The organism is Micromonospora sp. NBRC 107095 (genome assembly GCF_030269705.1).
In the GTDB taxonomy this organism is placed as follows: domain Bacteria; phylum Actinomycetota; class Actinomycetes; order Mycobacteriales; family Micromonosporaceae; genus Micromonospora; species Micromonospora parva.
Genome location: NZ_BSTU01000002.1, coordinates 644107 through 657629, shown reverse-complemented (window position 1 = coordinate 657629; position 13523 = coordinate 644107). Strand labels below are relative to the sequence as shown.

13 protein-coding genes are annotated in these 13523 nt (G+C 67.4%); 6 read left to right on the top strand and 7 right to left on the bottom strand.

Translation table 11 applies throughout. The features are described 5' to 3' along the window. Positions 1-95: 95 nt before the first annotated feature. Entirely contained in the window at positions 96-437 is a 342-nt protein-coding gene (locus tag QSK15_RS15380) for a GlsB/YeaQ/YmgE family stress response membrane protein (protein ID WP_285794873.1), read from the bottom strand. Positions 438-655: 218 nt separating this feature from the next. Between QSK15_RS15380 and QSK15_RS15375 the strand changes: the two genes are divergently transcribed. Next, the gene (locus tag QSK15_RS15375) at positions 656-1729 is read left to right on the top strand and encodes a glycoside hydrolase family 43 protein (protein WP_285794872.1); all 1074 of its coding nucleotides are present in this window, start codon (positions 656-658) and stop codon (positions 1727-1729) included. A 40-nt stretch (positions 1730-1769) separates the two neighbouring features. Here QSK15_RS15375 and QSK15_RS15370 read toward each other — a convergent pair whose 3' ends face one another. Then, positions 1770-2426, bottom strand: a complete 657-nt coding sequence (locus QSK15_RS15370) for a class I SAM-dependent methyltransferase (protein WP_285794871.1) — start codon at positions 2424-2426, stop codon at positions 1770-1772. Between the two features lie 61 nt (positions 2427-2487). On the opposite strand from QSK15_RS15370, the gene QSK15_RS15365 reads away from it, so the two are divergent. The 3 genes from QSK15_RS15365 to QSK15_RS15355 all read left to right on the top strand — a co-directional run bounded on the left by QSK15_RS15365 (position 2488) and on the right by QSK15_RS15355 (position 7971). Beyond that, positions 2488-3126, top strand: coding sequence for a TetR/AcrR family transcriptional regulator (locus tag QSK15_RS15365; protein WP_285794870.1), 639 nt, complete (start codon positions 2488-2490; stop codon positions 3124-3126). A gap of 63 nt (positions 3127-3189) precedes the next feature. After that, positions 3190-3321, top strand: coding sequence for a hypothetical protein (locus tag QSK15_RS15360; RefSeq protein WP_285794869.1), 132 nt, complete (start codon positions 3190-3192; stop codon positions 3319-3321). 348 nt (positions 3322-3669) lie between these two features. Then, positions 3670-7971, top strand: coding sequence for a DUF5005 domain-containing protein (locus QSK15_RS15355; protein WP_285794868.1), 4302 nt, complete (start codon positions 3670-3672; stop codon positions 7969-7971). A gap of 124 nt (positions 7972-8095) precedes the next feature. Here the strand turns inward: QSK15_RS15355 and QSK15_RS15350 are convergent, their stop codons facing one another. Further along, positions 8096-8782, bottom strand: a complete 687-nt coding sequence (locus QSK15_RS15350) for an SDR family NAD(P)-dependent oxidoreductase (protein ID WP_285794867.1) — start codon at positions 8780-8782, stop codon at positions 8096-8098. A 149-nt stretch (positions 8783-8931) separates the two neighbouring features. Between QSK15_RS15350 and QSK15_RS15345 the strand changes: the two genes are divergently transcribed. Both QSK15_RS15345 and QSK15_RS15340 read left to right on the top strand, forming a co-directional pair. Beyond that, the gene (locus QSK15_RS15345) at positions 8932-9540 is read left to right on the top strand and encodes a TetR/AcrR family transcriptional regulator (RefSeq protein ID WP_285794866.1); all 609 of its coding nucleotides are present in this window, start codon (positions 8932-8934) and stop codon (positions 9538-9540) included. A 137-nt stretch (positions 9541-9677) separates the two neighbouring features. Then, positions 9678-10040 carry a nuclear transport factor 2 family protein gene (locus tag QSK15_RS15340; protein WP_285794865.1) on the top strand — a complete coding sequence of 121 codons (363 nt, stop codon included), beginning with the start codon at positions 9678-9680 and terminating at the stop codon, positions 10038-10040. Between the two features lie 64 nt (positions 10041-10104). On the opposite strand, the gene QSK15_RS15335 is transcribed toward QSK15_RS15340, so the two are convergent. From QSK15_RS15335 to QSK15_RS15320, 4 genes are all read right to left on the bottom strand, one after another. Beyond that, positions 10105-11376 (bottom strand): helix-turn-helix domain-containing protein, encoded by a 1272-nt coding sequence (locus tag QSK15_RS15335; RefSeq protein ID WP_285794864.1) that lies wholly within the window; start codon positions 11374-11376, stop codon positions 10105-10107. Beyond that, on the bottom strand, positions 11324-11485 hold the full coding sequence (locus QSK15_RS15330; protein WP_285794863.1) for a hypothetical protein: 162 nt from the start codon (positions 11483-11485) through the stop codon (positions 11324-11326). Before QSK15_RS15330 ends, QSK15_RS15335 begins: the two co-directional genes overlap by 53 nt. Before the next feature lie 124 nt (positions 11486-11609). Further along, a complete protein-coding gene (locus QSK15_RS15325; protein WP_285794862.1) occupies positions 11610-12800 on the bottom strand; it encodes a helix-turn-helix domain-containing protein in 1191 nt (396 codons plus the stop codon). A 102-nt stretch (positions 12801-12902) separates the two neighbouring features. Continuing rightward, entirely contained in the window at positions 12903-13481 is a 579-nt protein-coding gene (locus QSK15_RS15320) for a DUF8453 domain-containing protein (protein WP_285794861.1), read from the bottom strand. Positions 13482-13523 lie beyond the last annotated feature (42 nt).

Genomic DNA, 13523 nt, shown 5'->3' with positions numbered 1-13523 from the left:
GCGGTGGCCTGCCCCGCCGGGGTTTGTCCGCCGGGTGGCGCCATCGTTCAGACGGACGTTCGTCGACAGGTACGGCAGGCCTCCCGGCCGGCTCGTCAGCTCTTGGCCTTGCTGCGGCGGGTCCGCCGACGAGGGGTCTCGTCGCCGCCGGCAAGCCGGGTGAAGGTGAGCATGTTGGCCAGCGCCACGGCGATGACCGCGACGCCGACCTGGATCGCGAGCACGATCCAGTCCCAGCGCAGCACCCAGACCCGCACGCTGGCTTCGTCGTCGACATGGAGCGCCTTGGCGACCACTGTGCCCAGCACCGCCGAGCCGACGCCGATGACGAACGTGGCGACGACGCCGATCCGTTGCCTCCCCGGCAGGATGAGTCGTCCGAGCAGGCCGACGAGGGCACCGATGAGCACCGCGCCGAGATAGCCGTATACCAGCATTGCCGTCACTCCCCTCCAGCAGTGCAGAGATACATGCCCGATTCTCACGTTCCCGGAAACACCGCCGGCTGCATGCCCGCCGATCCACGCTGCGGCTCGTCGACTCCTGGCCTAATCTATCGACATCAGTCGTTTTCGTTCTGAGGTGCGCGACGGCTGGCCGACCCGGTCCGGGTCAGACCCTCGGCCAGCTCACGTCGTGGAGAGGAATCCCGATCGTGAACGCCGACAGCCGAACCGTTCCGCGAATCCTCTCCGCCCTGGTGGCCGCCGTGCTCGCCGTCGGCCTGTCAGTGGTCGGCGCCGGGCCGGCGGCCGCCGGGCAGACCAGCCTGCGGGCCGCCGACCCGAGCGTGATCCGCGTCGGCTCCACCTACATCTCCGTCCAGTCGCTCAACGGCGGGATCGCCGTACGGCAGGCAGCGTCACCCGACGCGCTGGCCGCCGCGACCGCGCGGCAGGTGTGGACGGACAGCCGCAACCTCGGTGAGGTCTGGGCCCCGGAGATCGTCACCGATGGTGGCCGCTACTACATCTACTTCTCGGCCGGGCGTGGCATCGCCCACCGCATGTACGTGATCCACTCGGCGTCGCCGGCCAGCGGCTACACGACCGAGCGGCAGCTCGCGCTGCCCGGTGGCAAGTGGGCCATCGACGGCAGCCTGTTCACCTTCAACGGGCAGCGGTGGTTCGTCTGGTCCGGCTGGGCCGGCGACACCAACGTCGAGCAGAACATCTACCTCAGCCGGATGAGCGACCCGCTCACCCCGACCGGCAGCCGGTACGTCATCTCCCAGCCGCGCGAGAGCTGGGAGCGCGTGGTGGGCAACCCGTTCATCAACGAGTCCCCCGAGGCGATCCGGGACCCGAACGGGCAGCTGCACATCGTCTACTCCGCCAACGGCAGCTGGAGTGACCAGTACTGCCTGGCCGACCTGCGACTGCGCGCCGGCGGCGACCCCACGTACGTGTGGGACTGGTACAAGTCGAACGGCTGCCTGTTCGGCTCGAACCGGGCCACCATGATGGCCGGCTGGGATCCCACCCTGTACGTGAACGGGCCCGGGCACCACAGCTTCGTGCTGCTCAACGGCGACATCGCTACGAGCCCACCCGCCGGGCCGAGGTTCCCGCTGATGTTCCACGCCGTACCCAAGGGCACGGCGTACTCCTGGGCGAACCGGTACTGGTACACCGGCACCTTCTGCTGGTGGGGCAACACCACCTACCGCCGCGCCAACGTGCCCGGCCCGACCACCGACACCGGGTTCAGCCTCAAGTTCTTCGAGTGATCGCGCAACGCGCACGCCGGCTCCACGCGGTCGGGAGTTGCTAGGCGTCGCGGCGCAGCGTGAACCAGAAGGTCGGCACCGAGTTGGTGCCCGGCCTGACGTCGATGAGTGCCCAGCCCGGGAACCTGTCGCGGAGTTCGTCGGCGGTGACGCCCGCCGCCCACGACGTGATCTCGGAGACCGGATTGTCGAGTGTCTCGGGGCCGTACCCGAACATCAGCAACAGCGCTCCAGGCGCGGCGCGGTGGGTGATCCCGGCGGCGTAGGCGTCGCGGCGGTGCAGTGGAATTCCGCAGTAGCAGCTCAGGTCGAAGAACAGGTCGAACGGGCCCGGCACGTCCAGGTCGTCGAGGCGGGTGGCGTCTCCGTGCCGCACCCGTACCGCCACTCCCGCCGCCGCGGCCTTCTCCCTGGCCTGGTCGACGGCGCTGTCGATCAGATCGACGGCGGCCACCTCCCAGCCGTGCCGTGCGAGGTAGATGGCGTTGGTCCCCGTGCCGCAGCCGAGTTCGAGGGCCCGGCCGGGCGGCAGCGCACCGTGCCCCTCAACCAGGTCCACCAACTCGGGCGGCGTCACGCCGGTGTCCCACGGCGGCTTGCCGGTGCGGTAGTAGCCCTCAAGGGCGCGGAGAACGGCTTCCTCCTCCGGGTCCCGCTGCGTCGTGGCCGGGTTCTGGCTGTCGTTTAGCTGGGTCATTGCCTTCTCCATGAATTTAGAGTTGAACTCTAGTGACTTACTCTAAAGATAGACTCGCACTATGGAGAAGGTCAAGCGGCCGGACAAGCGGGCCGAGCGCTCACAACGCACCCGCGAGAAGGTCATCGAGGCGGCTCGCGAGCTGTTCGTCGCGCAGGGTTACGGGGCGACGAGCCTTCAGGAGGTCGCGGACCGGGCGGGCGTGGCCGTCCAGACCGTCTACTTCGTCTTCCGCAACAAGCGCACGCTGTTCAAGGACGTCGTCGACACGTCCATCGCCGGGGACACCGCGCCGGTCGCCACCATGGACCGTGAGTGGTTTCGCGCCGCGTGCGCCGACCCCACCGCAGCCGGGCAACTGCGCGCGCACGTGCACGGCGCCAGCGAGATCCTGGGCCGGGTCGCCCCGATCATGCCGCTGATCGCGGCCGCCGCAGCCACCGATCCGGAGATCGCCGCACAGTGGCCGGACGACGCCGATCCGCGTTACACAGTGCAGTACGCAGCAGCCGAAGCCCTGGTGGGCAAGCCCGACGCCCGCCCCGGCCTCTCCGTCGAGATGGCGGCGGACCTGCTGTACGGCGTACTCAGCCCGGAGCTATACCTGATCTTCGTCCGCGAGCGCGACTGGTCACCGGGCGCGTGGGAAGAGTGGGCTCGCGCCACCCTGACCTCCCAACTCTGCGCCAACGACGGCTGAGCGGACGGACGCCACGGTCACGGTCCTCACCAGAGATTGCCTGCCGGTGGCACCATCGCTCCGATGAACGTTCGTCGCCGGGAGCTGCGCCGGTACACGGTGCTCCAGCTCTGGGTGGTCGTGCCGCTCTCGCTGGTCGTTCTCTCCATCCGCGACGCAGTCGCCCACCGCGGGCCGGGAACGACAGCTCAGTGACCGCAGGACAAGGTTGAGGCACTGGAACCCACCGCAGATTGTGCGACATAGCCGTTCCCGGCAGCCTCTCTTCTTGTCAAATTGGGTCAAAGATGCTCAATGCCTATCTTTGAAGCAATCGGCGCGTTGCACGGTTCGGGGTCGCTCGACCTAACCCCCGCCTGCTAGCTTCTGCCGAATCCCGATCTTCACAGGGATAACGGCATTCATTAGAGGGAGTTTTCGTTGTCCCTGCCCCGAGACAGAATTCGGCCCACGGCAATAGCTGCCGCCATCGCCCTGATAGCAGCCATCGCCGTCTCGTTCCCTGCGCGCGCGCAGGCCGTTGGCGCTTTACCCACGCAGGGCATGTCGGCCGCGGCGGTCAACTCCATGTTCACGCAATACGGAAATGCGGGAGGCCACTGGACCGGTGGCGACCGCACTTTCTCCGTTCTCCTGCCGGATGGCCGGTTGGCCTGGCTCTTCTCTGACACGTTCCTGGGCAGCGTGAACGCCGACGGCTCGCGCCCGTCCAACTCGCCCATGGTCCACAACACACTTGTCGTACAAGACGGCACGACGCTGACCACGACGCTGCACGGCGGGACGTCAGCGGCCCCGAAATCCCTGATGTGTGACGACAGCGTGGGCCTCGGTTGCTGGGTGGCCGGTGCGATGGTCGAGGGGAACAACCTGCAGGTCCTTGTCAACAGGTATGACGCGACCGGCCCGGGCACGTTGGATGTCACGCCCACCGGCAACGCCCTCGTGACCTTGAGTCTGCCCGCGCTGTCCGTCACCGGGGTCCGGGAGCTTCCCATGAGCCCGCGGATCACCTGGGGGCAGTCGCTGGTCACCGACAATGGTTACACCTATATTTACGGGTCCGAACACACCTCGGACTTCAAGTTCGCGCACGTCGCCCGCGTACCGGTTGGTGGTCTCACCGGGCAGTGGCAGTTTTGGAACGGATCCGGGTGGGGCACCACTGATGCGTCCTCGGCACGTGTGGCGAGTGGAGTGGGCACCGCATTCACGGTGAGCAAGCTGGATGGCCGCTTCGTCATGACAACGGTGGAGGGCCATCTCGTTTTCAACAGTTCCATCGTTGCCTACAGCGCCGCTTCGCCAACGGGGCCCTACTCCGGGCCGCGCGAGTTGGCACGCGCCCCTGAGGCAGGCAACTCGCCGCCGACCATCGTCTACGACACCTCGATACATCAGGACCTGGCCCGTGATGGCAAGCTGCTCCTGTCGTACAACGTCAATGCGTTGAACACCGACGACTCCAAAGCCGACGTGTCGATCTATCGCCCTCGGTTCATCGAGGTGGATTGGCCGTTGTCGGAGCCGGACCCCGCAGCCGTACCGGCTGCTCCGAGCGACCTCGCGGCGAACGCGGACGCGGACGGCGGCATCCATCTCTCCTGGCGTGGCCCGGCGGGCCAGAACCTGAAGTACTGGGTCTATCAGCGGGACACCACCTCCCAACAGATCCAGTGGGTGCGACTGCCGGCGTCTGTCACCACGACCAGCATCGACCTGTCTCAACTGCGGGGCGACCACACCTACGAGTATCGAATCACGGCCGACAACGGGGCCGGCGAAGGCCAACCGTCCAACGTCGCCTCGGCCACCGTCACCGTGCAACCACCGGCCGCACCCACCGGCTTGACGGCGGTCGCCCAGTCAACGGGTGACATCGTCCTGAACTGGCAGCCGGCCGACCGGTCCTGGTATTACGAGATCGAACGGCTCGACGTCACCGCCGGCAAGACGGAGTGGCTTCCGCTCGCCCACCCGGACGGGACCGCCACGACGCTCACCGTCAGCCTGCTCGAACACCAGAACCGGTACGACTTCCGGGTCCGCGGAGTCGGCGGGGGCGGTAAGGGCCCGTGGTCGGCGACAGCGAGCGCCACGGCCCAATACAGTGTGCCCGCGGCGCCGAGCGGGTTGGTAGCGACCGCTCAAGCCAACGGCGACATCAAACTGGCGTGGACCGCACCCCCGGGCCAGGTGTGGCACCGCGTGTACCAACGTGACGTGACCGCAGGCGAGAGCGCGTTCACCGCCTGGCCGATTCCGGTCATCGACGCCACGACCGCGACGGCGACCTATCTGACGCACGGTCACGTGTACGAGTTCAAGGTCGCCGCCACCAACAAGGGCGGCGAGTCCGCGCACTCCAGTGTGGCGCAGGCGACCGCCACCTTCCCGCTGCCGGGGGCGCCGACCTCCCTGCGGGCCACGTCCGGTGACGGCAAGGCGACTCTGACCTGGCAGGCTCCGGGCGGTAACGTCTGGTACCGGATCTACCAACGAGACGTCACCGCCGGCGAGGCTGCTTTCACGGCCTGGCCGTACCCGGTGACCGAAGGAACGTCCGCAACCGCCCTCTACCTCGCCAACGGCCATCAGTATGAGTTCAAGATTTCTGCCACCAACAGCGCCGGTGAGGGTCCCGCGAGCAATGTCGCGGCCGTTACCCCTGCCCCCGCAATGCCAACCGCTCCGACCGGCCTCGCTGCGGCGGCCAAGCCGAACGGCACGATCCAGCTCACCTGGCAGGCCTCCAGCCCCAATGTCTGGTACCGCATCTATCAACGCGACGTGACGGCGGGCGAGACGACTTTCAAGGCCTGGCCCTACCCGGTCACGGAAGGAACCACCGCCACTGCGGAGTACCTCACCCACGGGCACAGGTATGAGTTCAAAGTTGCCGCCACGAACGCGGCGGGGGAAGGGCCCAGCAGCGCGATCAGCAGCGCCACCGCGACGTACGCTCCGCCAGCAGCGCCGACCAACCTTCGCGGTGTCGCCATGGGCGAAGGCAAGATCGAGCTGAACTGGGACGCACCCTCGCCGAACACCTACTCGGTCATCTACTGGCGGGACGTCACCGCGGGGCAAACGGCGTTCACCCGCCTCGAATACCTCAGCAGCGAATCCTCCATCACCATGGAGTACCTCACCCACGCCCACACCTACGAGTATCAGGTCGCGGCCACGAATGCTGGCGGTGAAGGGTCGCGTTCCTCGGCGGTGCGGGTCACCGCCTACTACAGCCTGCCCGCGTCACCGTCGAACCTCACTGCGCGGGCGGGCGACGGACAAGTCACCTTGAGCTGGACCCGTTCCGCCACGCCCAACGCCCAATATTTCGTCTATCACCGGGACCGGACGGCGGGGCAGTCGTGGCAGCGGACGCCTCTGCCCATTGACGACGCCACGATCACGATGCAGTTCCTCACCAACGGGCACTCGTACGACTTCCGCGTGACGGCCTCCAACGCGGGCGGGCAAAGCCCTCCGTCGAACACCGTCTCGGCGAAGCCGCTGCCGCCGCTGCCCGGGCCACCCTCGAACCTGACCGCCCAAGCGGGCGACGGGGAGGCCACCCTCCGTTGGAGCGCCAGCTCGTTCCCGAACGCCTACTACTTGATCGAGTACCGGGACGTCACCGCCGGCCAGGGCTGGAAGCGGGCCGAGTACCCGGTGCCAGGGGGCACCTCGATCACCATGGGCCTCCTGCACAACGGACACGTGTACGAGTACCGGGTCCTGGCCAGCAACGTCGCCGGCGAGAGCAGCCCTTCCAATGTTGCGACAGTGCGACCCATGCCGCCTCGGCCACAGGCCCCTTCCAATCTCAAGGTGACGGCGGCCGGCTGCGCCTCGGTCAGCCTGAGCTGGACACCGAGCTCGACTCCGAATGTGTACCACTGGATCGAGTATCGGAACGCCACCACCGGGCAAGCCTGGACCCGAGGGATCTACCCGATCGTTGGCAAGTCGTCGATCAAGATGGATCTCCTCATCAACACTCACACGTACCAGTTCCGGGTGTTGGCCGACAACATCAGCGGCGACAGCCCAGTCAGCAACACCGTCAGTGCCCGACCAATGGCACCCTTCCCCGAACCGGCCCAACGGGTCAACGCCACCGGAGCTCCCGGCCGGATCGACGTGAACTGGGCACGGTCCGCCACCACCGGCTGCGGCGCTCCGTATTATCAGGTCCAGATCCGGAACAAGTGGGAGCAGCGTGACTGGAGCATCCTCGGCAACACTACTGACACGAAGTGGACCTGGTACAGCCTGAACAGTCGCGACGTCTTCGAATTCAGGGCTGTCGCTGTCAACGAGACGGCCTGGGATCATGGAGGTACGGACGCTGACAGCCCTCTCTGGGTGCCAACGTCAAGCACCACGACTCGCACTCGCAACATTCAAAACGGCAGTAACGGCGCTGCAGGCCTTTGGGCCCTCGGCTGGGGCACCCCGTGCTACAACGACACCTTGCAGATCGTTTGCGTGGGTCGTTCCCCGGGCGGCTCACAGCCTATGACGCTCGGAGACTTTCTCCACATCCCCGAAGATCTGGCGGGCTTCAGGGCGCGGCTGCAGGAAGAGGCCAGGGCCAGGACATGCCTCTTGGAGACTCGTGGGCGGTCGACCGCAGTCCAACGCGGGCCAGACCTCATGCGGCATGAGGCTGTCCATTCTGTTCAGTGGACCCGTTACAACACCGTGGATCAATACAGGAACGCGTACGGGGTCGCCTCGGGCATATCATGGCTGGCGTACGGCAACCCCTGGGAAGGGAACTGGTTCGAGATAGAGGCGAACACGTACCACGGCGGCTACAACGATCCCAGCTGCTGAGGAACGTGAGACTGTGACCTGACACAGGAGCGGCCCTTGGGCGACGCCGAACATCGGTGTCGCCCAAGGGCCGTCCCCCGCCGCCCACTCCCCCACCGACCATCCCCGGCCCTGTTTGCCCGTGCTACCAGTTCAAAGGGCCGAGCTCGTCGGTGAAGGTGCCGGTCGGGCCGTCGGGGCCGAGGGTGGCCAGGCGTACGACGGTTGTGGCGCTCTCCGCCACCGGTCGTCCGGTTCCAAGGGCGGCGGTCATGTCGGTGGCGGTGAAGCCGGGCTCCAGCGCGTTGAACTTGATGCCCGGGTTGGCCTTGGCGTACTGGATCGTGAGCATGGTGGCCGCCGACTTGGAAGCCGCGTAGAGCGCCGCCGGAAGGTTGAATTCCGGCCGTTGCGGGTTGGTGACCGCCCAGAATGACCCCATGCTGCTGGACACGGTGACCACCGTCGGGTTCGACGACCGTCGGAGCAGGGGTAGTGCCGCCTCGGTGACGCGGACGATCCCCACCGCGTTGGTGTCGAACACCCGCAGGGCGGTGGGGCCGTCGACGGGACCGTCGCCGAGGATGCCCGCGTTGTTGACGAGGACGTCGAGTCGACCCTCCGCCGAGTCGACAGTGGCCAGCGCGCCGCTCACCGACGCGTCGTCGGTGACGTCGAGCTGCACGAACCGTGCGCCCAACTCGGCTGCGGCCTTCTCGCCCCGCTCGACGTCGCGGGCACCGATGTAGACGGTGTGGCCCAGTTCGAGAAGCTGCCTGGCGGTCTCGAACCCGATGCCCTTGTTGCCACCGGTGATGAGGGTGACGGTCATTCGTATCTCCTACGTGTGCAGCCACGGGGTGCCCTGTGAGCGACCGCCGCTGGTTTTGTACCGCTCGGTTGCGAATCACCGTAACAGGGTTTTGTACTGATCGGTTGGTGACCCGGGTCACGATCTGTACCGAGCGGTACACTGGCGCCATGAGCACTGAGACGCCCGCCGTGGGACGCCCCCGGGCCTTCGACGAGGAGACGGTCCTCGACCGGGCAACCGAGGCCTTCTGGCGACACGGCTACGAGGGTGCGTCCCTGAGCGTCCTCACCAGCGCGATGGGCATCAACCGGCCGAGCCTGTACGCCGCCTTCGGCAGCAAGGAACAGCTGTTCCAGCGCGCCTTCGCCCGCTACCACGACACCCAGGTCGCCAACGCCCGCGCCGCACTCGACCAACCCACGGCGTACGCCTCGATCGAAGCCTTCCTGCGCGCCAGCGCCGACGGCCTCACCGACCGTGACCACCCGGCCGGCTGCCTCACCATCCAGGGAGGCCTGGCCTGCTCGCCGGAGAACGCCCGCATCTCCGAGATCCTGGCCGCCGGCCGTGCCGCCACCGAGGCGGCCGTGGAAGAGCGACTGTCCCGCGCCGCGAAGGAGGGGGACCTCCCGGACGGCATGGACCCCCGCGCGCTGGCACGGTTCGTGATGGCCCTCAGCGAAGGGCACGCTGTCCACGCCGCGTCCGGCGCGAGCCGCGAAGACCTCCACGCCTCGGTCGACATCGCCCTGCGCGCCCTCGCGCTGCGTCAGTGAGCCGCGCCGCGTCGGCAGCGCTCACCGCACCGGGCGGCGGCAGGGCGGCCCGGAGCAGCAACTCCCACCCACCGCCCACATTCTGCTGACCGCGAAGTGACTTCCAGCAGGTCTGGTCCACCAACCATGCTGGCTCGATGGATTCGCCGGAACTCGCAACGTCGGAGAGGCTGCTCACGAACCTCTACGCGGCATTCAACGAACGTGACATCCCCGCACTGCTGGCCGCCATGACGCCGGATGTGTCGTGGCCGAATGGCTGGGAGGGAGGCCTCGTGCACGGCCGCGACGAGGTGAGTGCCTACTGGCGCAGGCAATGGGACCAGATCGAACCGACCGTCCTGCCGACCGCGTTCGCCGCGGAGGCCGACGGGCGAATCGTCGTCACCGTCCACCAGGTCGTCCGCGACAAAACCGGAGCGGAAATCGCGGATCACACGGTCACGCATGTCTACCGATTCACCGACGGGTTGGTGGCAGAAATGGAAATTCGAGCGTAAGGCTTTTTGGCGTCCCCAGTCGGCTGGCGCTGTGCCCCTGAGCCCGTCGCAGTGCCAGCGGTGGTCAGCGGGTGAGGCCGACCAGCGTCGCCAGTCGCGCCACACCGGCCGGCGCCGGGTGACCCCGGGCGACCTCGGCGATGAGGGTACGCGCCAGAGGCCGGCACCGAACCTCAGCCGGCGCGACACTGTCCGCGTCGACGAGCGCCCGCGCCGCGCCGCGCAGGTCACCCACCTGGAGGTACGCCCGAGCGGCGTCCACGAGGTACGCGCCCCGATACTCGGCCGGCAACCGCCGCCACCCCTCCCGCCGCACCACGATCGCGTGCCGCCGCAGCGCCTCAACGGCCTCGCCTCGCACGGCAGCCACCACCACCCGCGCCAACTCGACGGCGATCGGCCCGAAGCTGGCGCGGTACGTGTCGTCGTACCCCCGCAGGCCGGCGGCGATCCCCGCGGCCCGGCCGAGCAGCTCGTCGGCGCGACGGTGCTCACCGCACCCAGCAGCGGCCAACGCTGCCTGCACCAGCAACGCCCCACCCACTGCCCACTCCCCCGCCGGCCGCAGCCCTGCTCCCCGTTGATCATGAGGTTGCCGGGCACTTTGATCTCCACCAGACCCGCCGTCCTCATGATCACCAAGGCGGGATGACGGTGGGAGGAGGCGGTTGGCTGCACTTTGGGCTGCGGTCAGGGCCAGGGGGTCGCGGTTGGCGGCGCGCAGTGCCTGAGCTACCGCGATCGTCGCTGTTGCCGCCAACGTCGGGTCGTCGCCGGCGGCGGCCATCGCGCGGTCGGCGGCCAGCCAGGCGAGGCCGGCCTCGCCGAGCTTGACCAGCAGCGACGAGGTGATCCGGTACGCCTGCACCAGCAGCTCCGGTGACCGCGCACCCTGGGCGGCGTCGAGCAGACCCGGTAACACCCGCACCAACTGCCCGTAGTGCGCATGCTGGTAGGCCAACCAAGCGTGCCCGACCTGCCGCCGCAGCTCGTCCGTCTGCGGTGGAGCCTGCGGGGTGTCGTAGCGGGCGAGCGCGGCCCTGATGTCGTCCACCCCATCCGGCGTGCCCGCCGGGGTACTCCGCGGCTGCCCGAGCAGCACCTCCGGGTCGACCCGCAGGACGTGGGCCAGCTCCTGAATCACCGAGTACCGGTCCAGAGGGCGGGCACCCCGCTCGATCTTGTCCACCCAGCTCTTCGACCTGCGCAACCGGTCGGCAAGCATCTGCTGTGTCATCGACCGCCGTATCCGCCAGCTCGCCACCCGGCGGCCGATAGGGATGTCATCGCTGGTCACGCCGCCACCGCCGGTCCGGGACCGCGCGGGTCGTGTCATCAACGGGTACGCGCTCCGCCTCGGCCTGCGCCAGAAGACGCTGCTTGGCAGCCTCCCGCTCGGCCGCCTCGCTGTTGTTCTCTGGGGCGTTGTCGTCCCGACCGCTCATCCCCGCCTCCTCCGGTGGAGGCCCAGCAGCTCAGGATCGACCATCCCCGCGCTGGGCCATCAGGACGTGATCACGTCCCAAACCGGACAGTAGGGCGGATTGGTGATGTCCTGATTACTGGAAGTTATGTGGCCAGGTTGATGCCGATACGGCCGGCGAGCAGGCGCAGGTCGTCGGGGATGGCACGGCGCTGGGCGCGTTGGGCCAGGCTCACCACGGCGTCGCGGGCGAGCGGGTTGATGGCGAACGGAATCGGCGCTGCCCGCTCGGCCTGCACGAATGCGGCGAGCGCTTCAGCATCCCGGCGACCGCCTTCCGCCAACGCTCGCCCGATGTCGAGCCAGTAGGACAGTTGGCGATTCGATGCTTTGAGCACCTGAGGCCGGATCGTCCGGGACAGCTCGATCACCTTGCCGGCCTCACCCTGTTCGGCCGCGATGGACATCTTCCAGAGCCCGACGTTGGTCGGCCCGAAGCAGCATCCGTTGAAGCCGCCTCCGTCGGCTGGATCGCCCAGACTCGCTGCCTCACGCGAAGCTTCGACGAGGTGGTCACGAGCGACGTCCGGGCGAGCATCCACGGCGGAGGCCAGCGCGGCCATCAGGTGAAGTTGACCAAGGATTTGCCGCACCCGGACGTCGGACGCGTCTCCCTGAAGCTCCATCAGCGACCGGTCAGCGACCCTGGCCGCCAGGCGTGCGGACTCGATCGGCAGACTCTGCGCATAGATGAACTGCGATGCGCCAATCCACGCTCGGTCCTCGACATTCTCAGCAGCGGAAACCGATATCCGGGCGGCGTTGAGGGCCAAGTGGCGGTAGCCGAGGTGCCGAAGGCACGTGGAGGCCAGGTAGGCGACCTGGGCAAGCGTCGTCCCTCCCACGGCGGCGGCTTCGAGCAGTAGACCCGGAAGGAGACGGGCCAACGCCGGATAGTTACACGAATTGCGAAGTTGGTCGGCGCGGGCGATCTCGGCGGTCAGCCGATCCGGTGTGTAGGTCGATGGGCGGCGCTCGCCGTCCTCAATCTCGATCAGGGCGGACCAGATCGCTGGCACGCACTCGGCAGCACTCTCACGGGCCGGATCCCCGGACTCGGTTCCCTGGCCGAGCAGGTCGGCCACCGTGACCTGGAGCGCGGCAGCGAGAGCGACCAGAGTAGAACGACGGTCGATGGTCTTCCGACCCGACTCGACCTGCGACACGTACGACTGAGTGACGCCAGCGAGCCCGGCGAGAACGGCCTGAGTCATGCCGCCACGGCGCATCCGCCAGTACCGGATCCTGGCACCAATGGTGTCCGGCTTCGTCACCATGCCTTCGCCAACCCCCAGCTAGAGGACCAGGACAGCGGTTACACAATGCTGCCCCCGCACATTGGACGGTACACCGACAGAGCATGCAGGTGGCGGCAGCCACTACAGAGACTGGCTTGGCTCGATGTGCCCATCCTTATCTATCGAAGATCCTGCGTCATCCCTACCTTGCCAGGGACGTCCAATCTTATGGGCGGGGGATCCTTCGAACCACGCTTCATGCAGCTCGTTGCCGTATACCGATTCATACTGCACACGAATCCTGATCCGTTGGGTCACCGCCGCCCAGAATTCGGCATCTCTCACCGGGTCGTAATCCTCCACCGCAAAGATCATCAGTTCCTGGCCGACGGGGATGGGCCTACCTTGGCGAAGGGAGGTGAAGTTTGGCCAGACCGCGAACGTGCCGCGAAGCGGGTCGACAGCTTGCTTCTCCCACGGCCCGACCTCCTCAGAGTCGAGATAGAGCGTTGCCACCCGAATGATGGCCGGGCCAAGGCCGGCATTCTGTATTCGGATGCCTGCCAGCCCACCGTCAAAACGGAGGCAGTCCAGGCTCAACATTGGGCGAACCGATTGGAAGTTGTGCCTTCGGCTTGCTCTTGCCTCCGAAATTGAAACCACAAGTGAAGCGATGGCGATCACAGTTGCACAGATGGCAGTAACCGAATTCGCGTCCACGGCCCTCCTCGCCAAAGGGTGCGTCGGGCATCCCATCGCTCA

Excerpts from the sequence above, each read along its gene's own strand:
- QSK15_RS15340 (WP_285794865.1), top strand. The coding sequence starts at position 9,678 with ATGGATTCGCCGGAACTCGCAACGTCGGAGAGGCTGCTCACGAACCTC.
- QSK15_RS15350 (WP_285794867.1), bottom strand. The coding sequence starts at position 8,782 with ATGACCGTCACCCTCATCACCGGTGGCAACAAGGGCATCGGGTTCGAG.
- QSK15_RS15335 (WP_285794864.1), bottom strand. The coding sequence starts at position 11,376 with ATGACACGACCCGCGCGGTCCCGGACCGGCGGTGGCGGCGTGACCAGC.
- QSK15_RS15365 (WP_285794870.1), top strand. The coding sequence starts at position 2,488 with ATGGAGAAGGTCAAGCGGCCGGACAAGCGGGCCGAGCGCTCACAACGC.
- QSK15_RS15380 (WP_285794873.1), bottom strand. The coding sequence starts at position 437 with ATGCTGGTATACGGCTATCTCGGCGCGGTGCTCATCGGTGCCCTCGTC.
- QSK15_RS15325 (WP_285794862.1), bottom strand. The coding sequence starts at position 12,800 with ATGGTGACGAAGCCGGACACCATTGGTGCCAGGATCCGGTACTGGCGG.
- QSK15_RS15370 (WP_285794871.1), bottom strand. The coding sequence starts at position 2,426 with ATGACCCAGCTAAACGACAGCCAGAACCCGGCCACGACGCAGCGGGAC.
- QSK15_RS15330 (WP_285794863.1), bottom strand. The coding sequence starts at position 11,485 with ATGAGCGGTCGGGACGACAACGCCCCAGAGAACAACAGCGAGGCGGCC.
- QSK15_RS15360 (WP_285794869.1), top strand. The coding sequence starts at position 3,190 with ATGAACGTTCGTCGCCGGGAGCTGCGCCGGTACACGGTGCTCCAGCTC.
- QSK15_RS15345 (WP_285794866.1), top strand. The coding sequence starts at position 8,932 with ATGAGCACTGAGACGCCCGCCGTGGGACGCCCCCGGGCCTTCGACGAG.
- QSK15_RS15355 (WP_285794868.1), top strand. The coding sequence starts at position 3,670 with ATGTCGGCCGCGGCGGTCAACTCCATGTTCACGCAATACGGAAATGCG.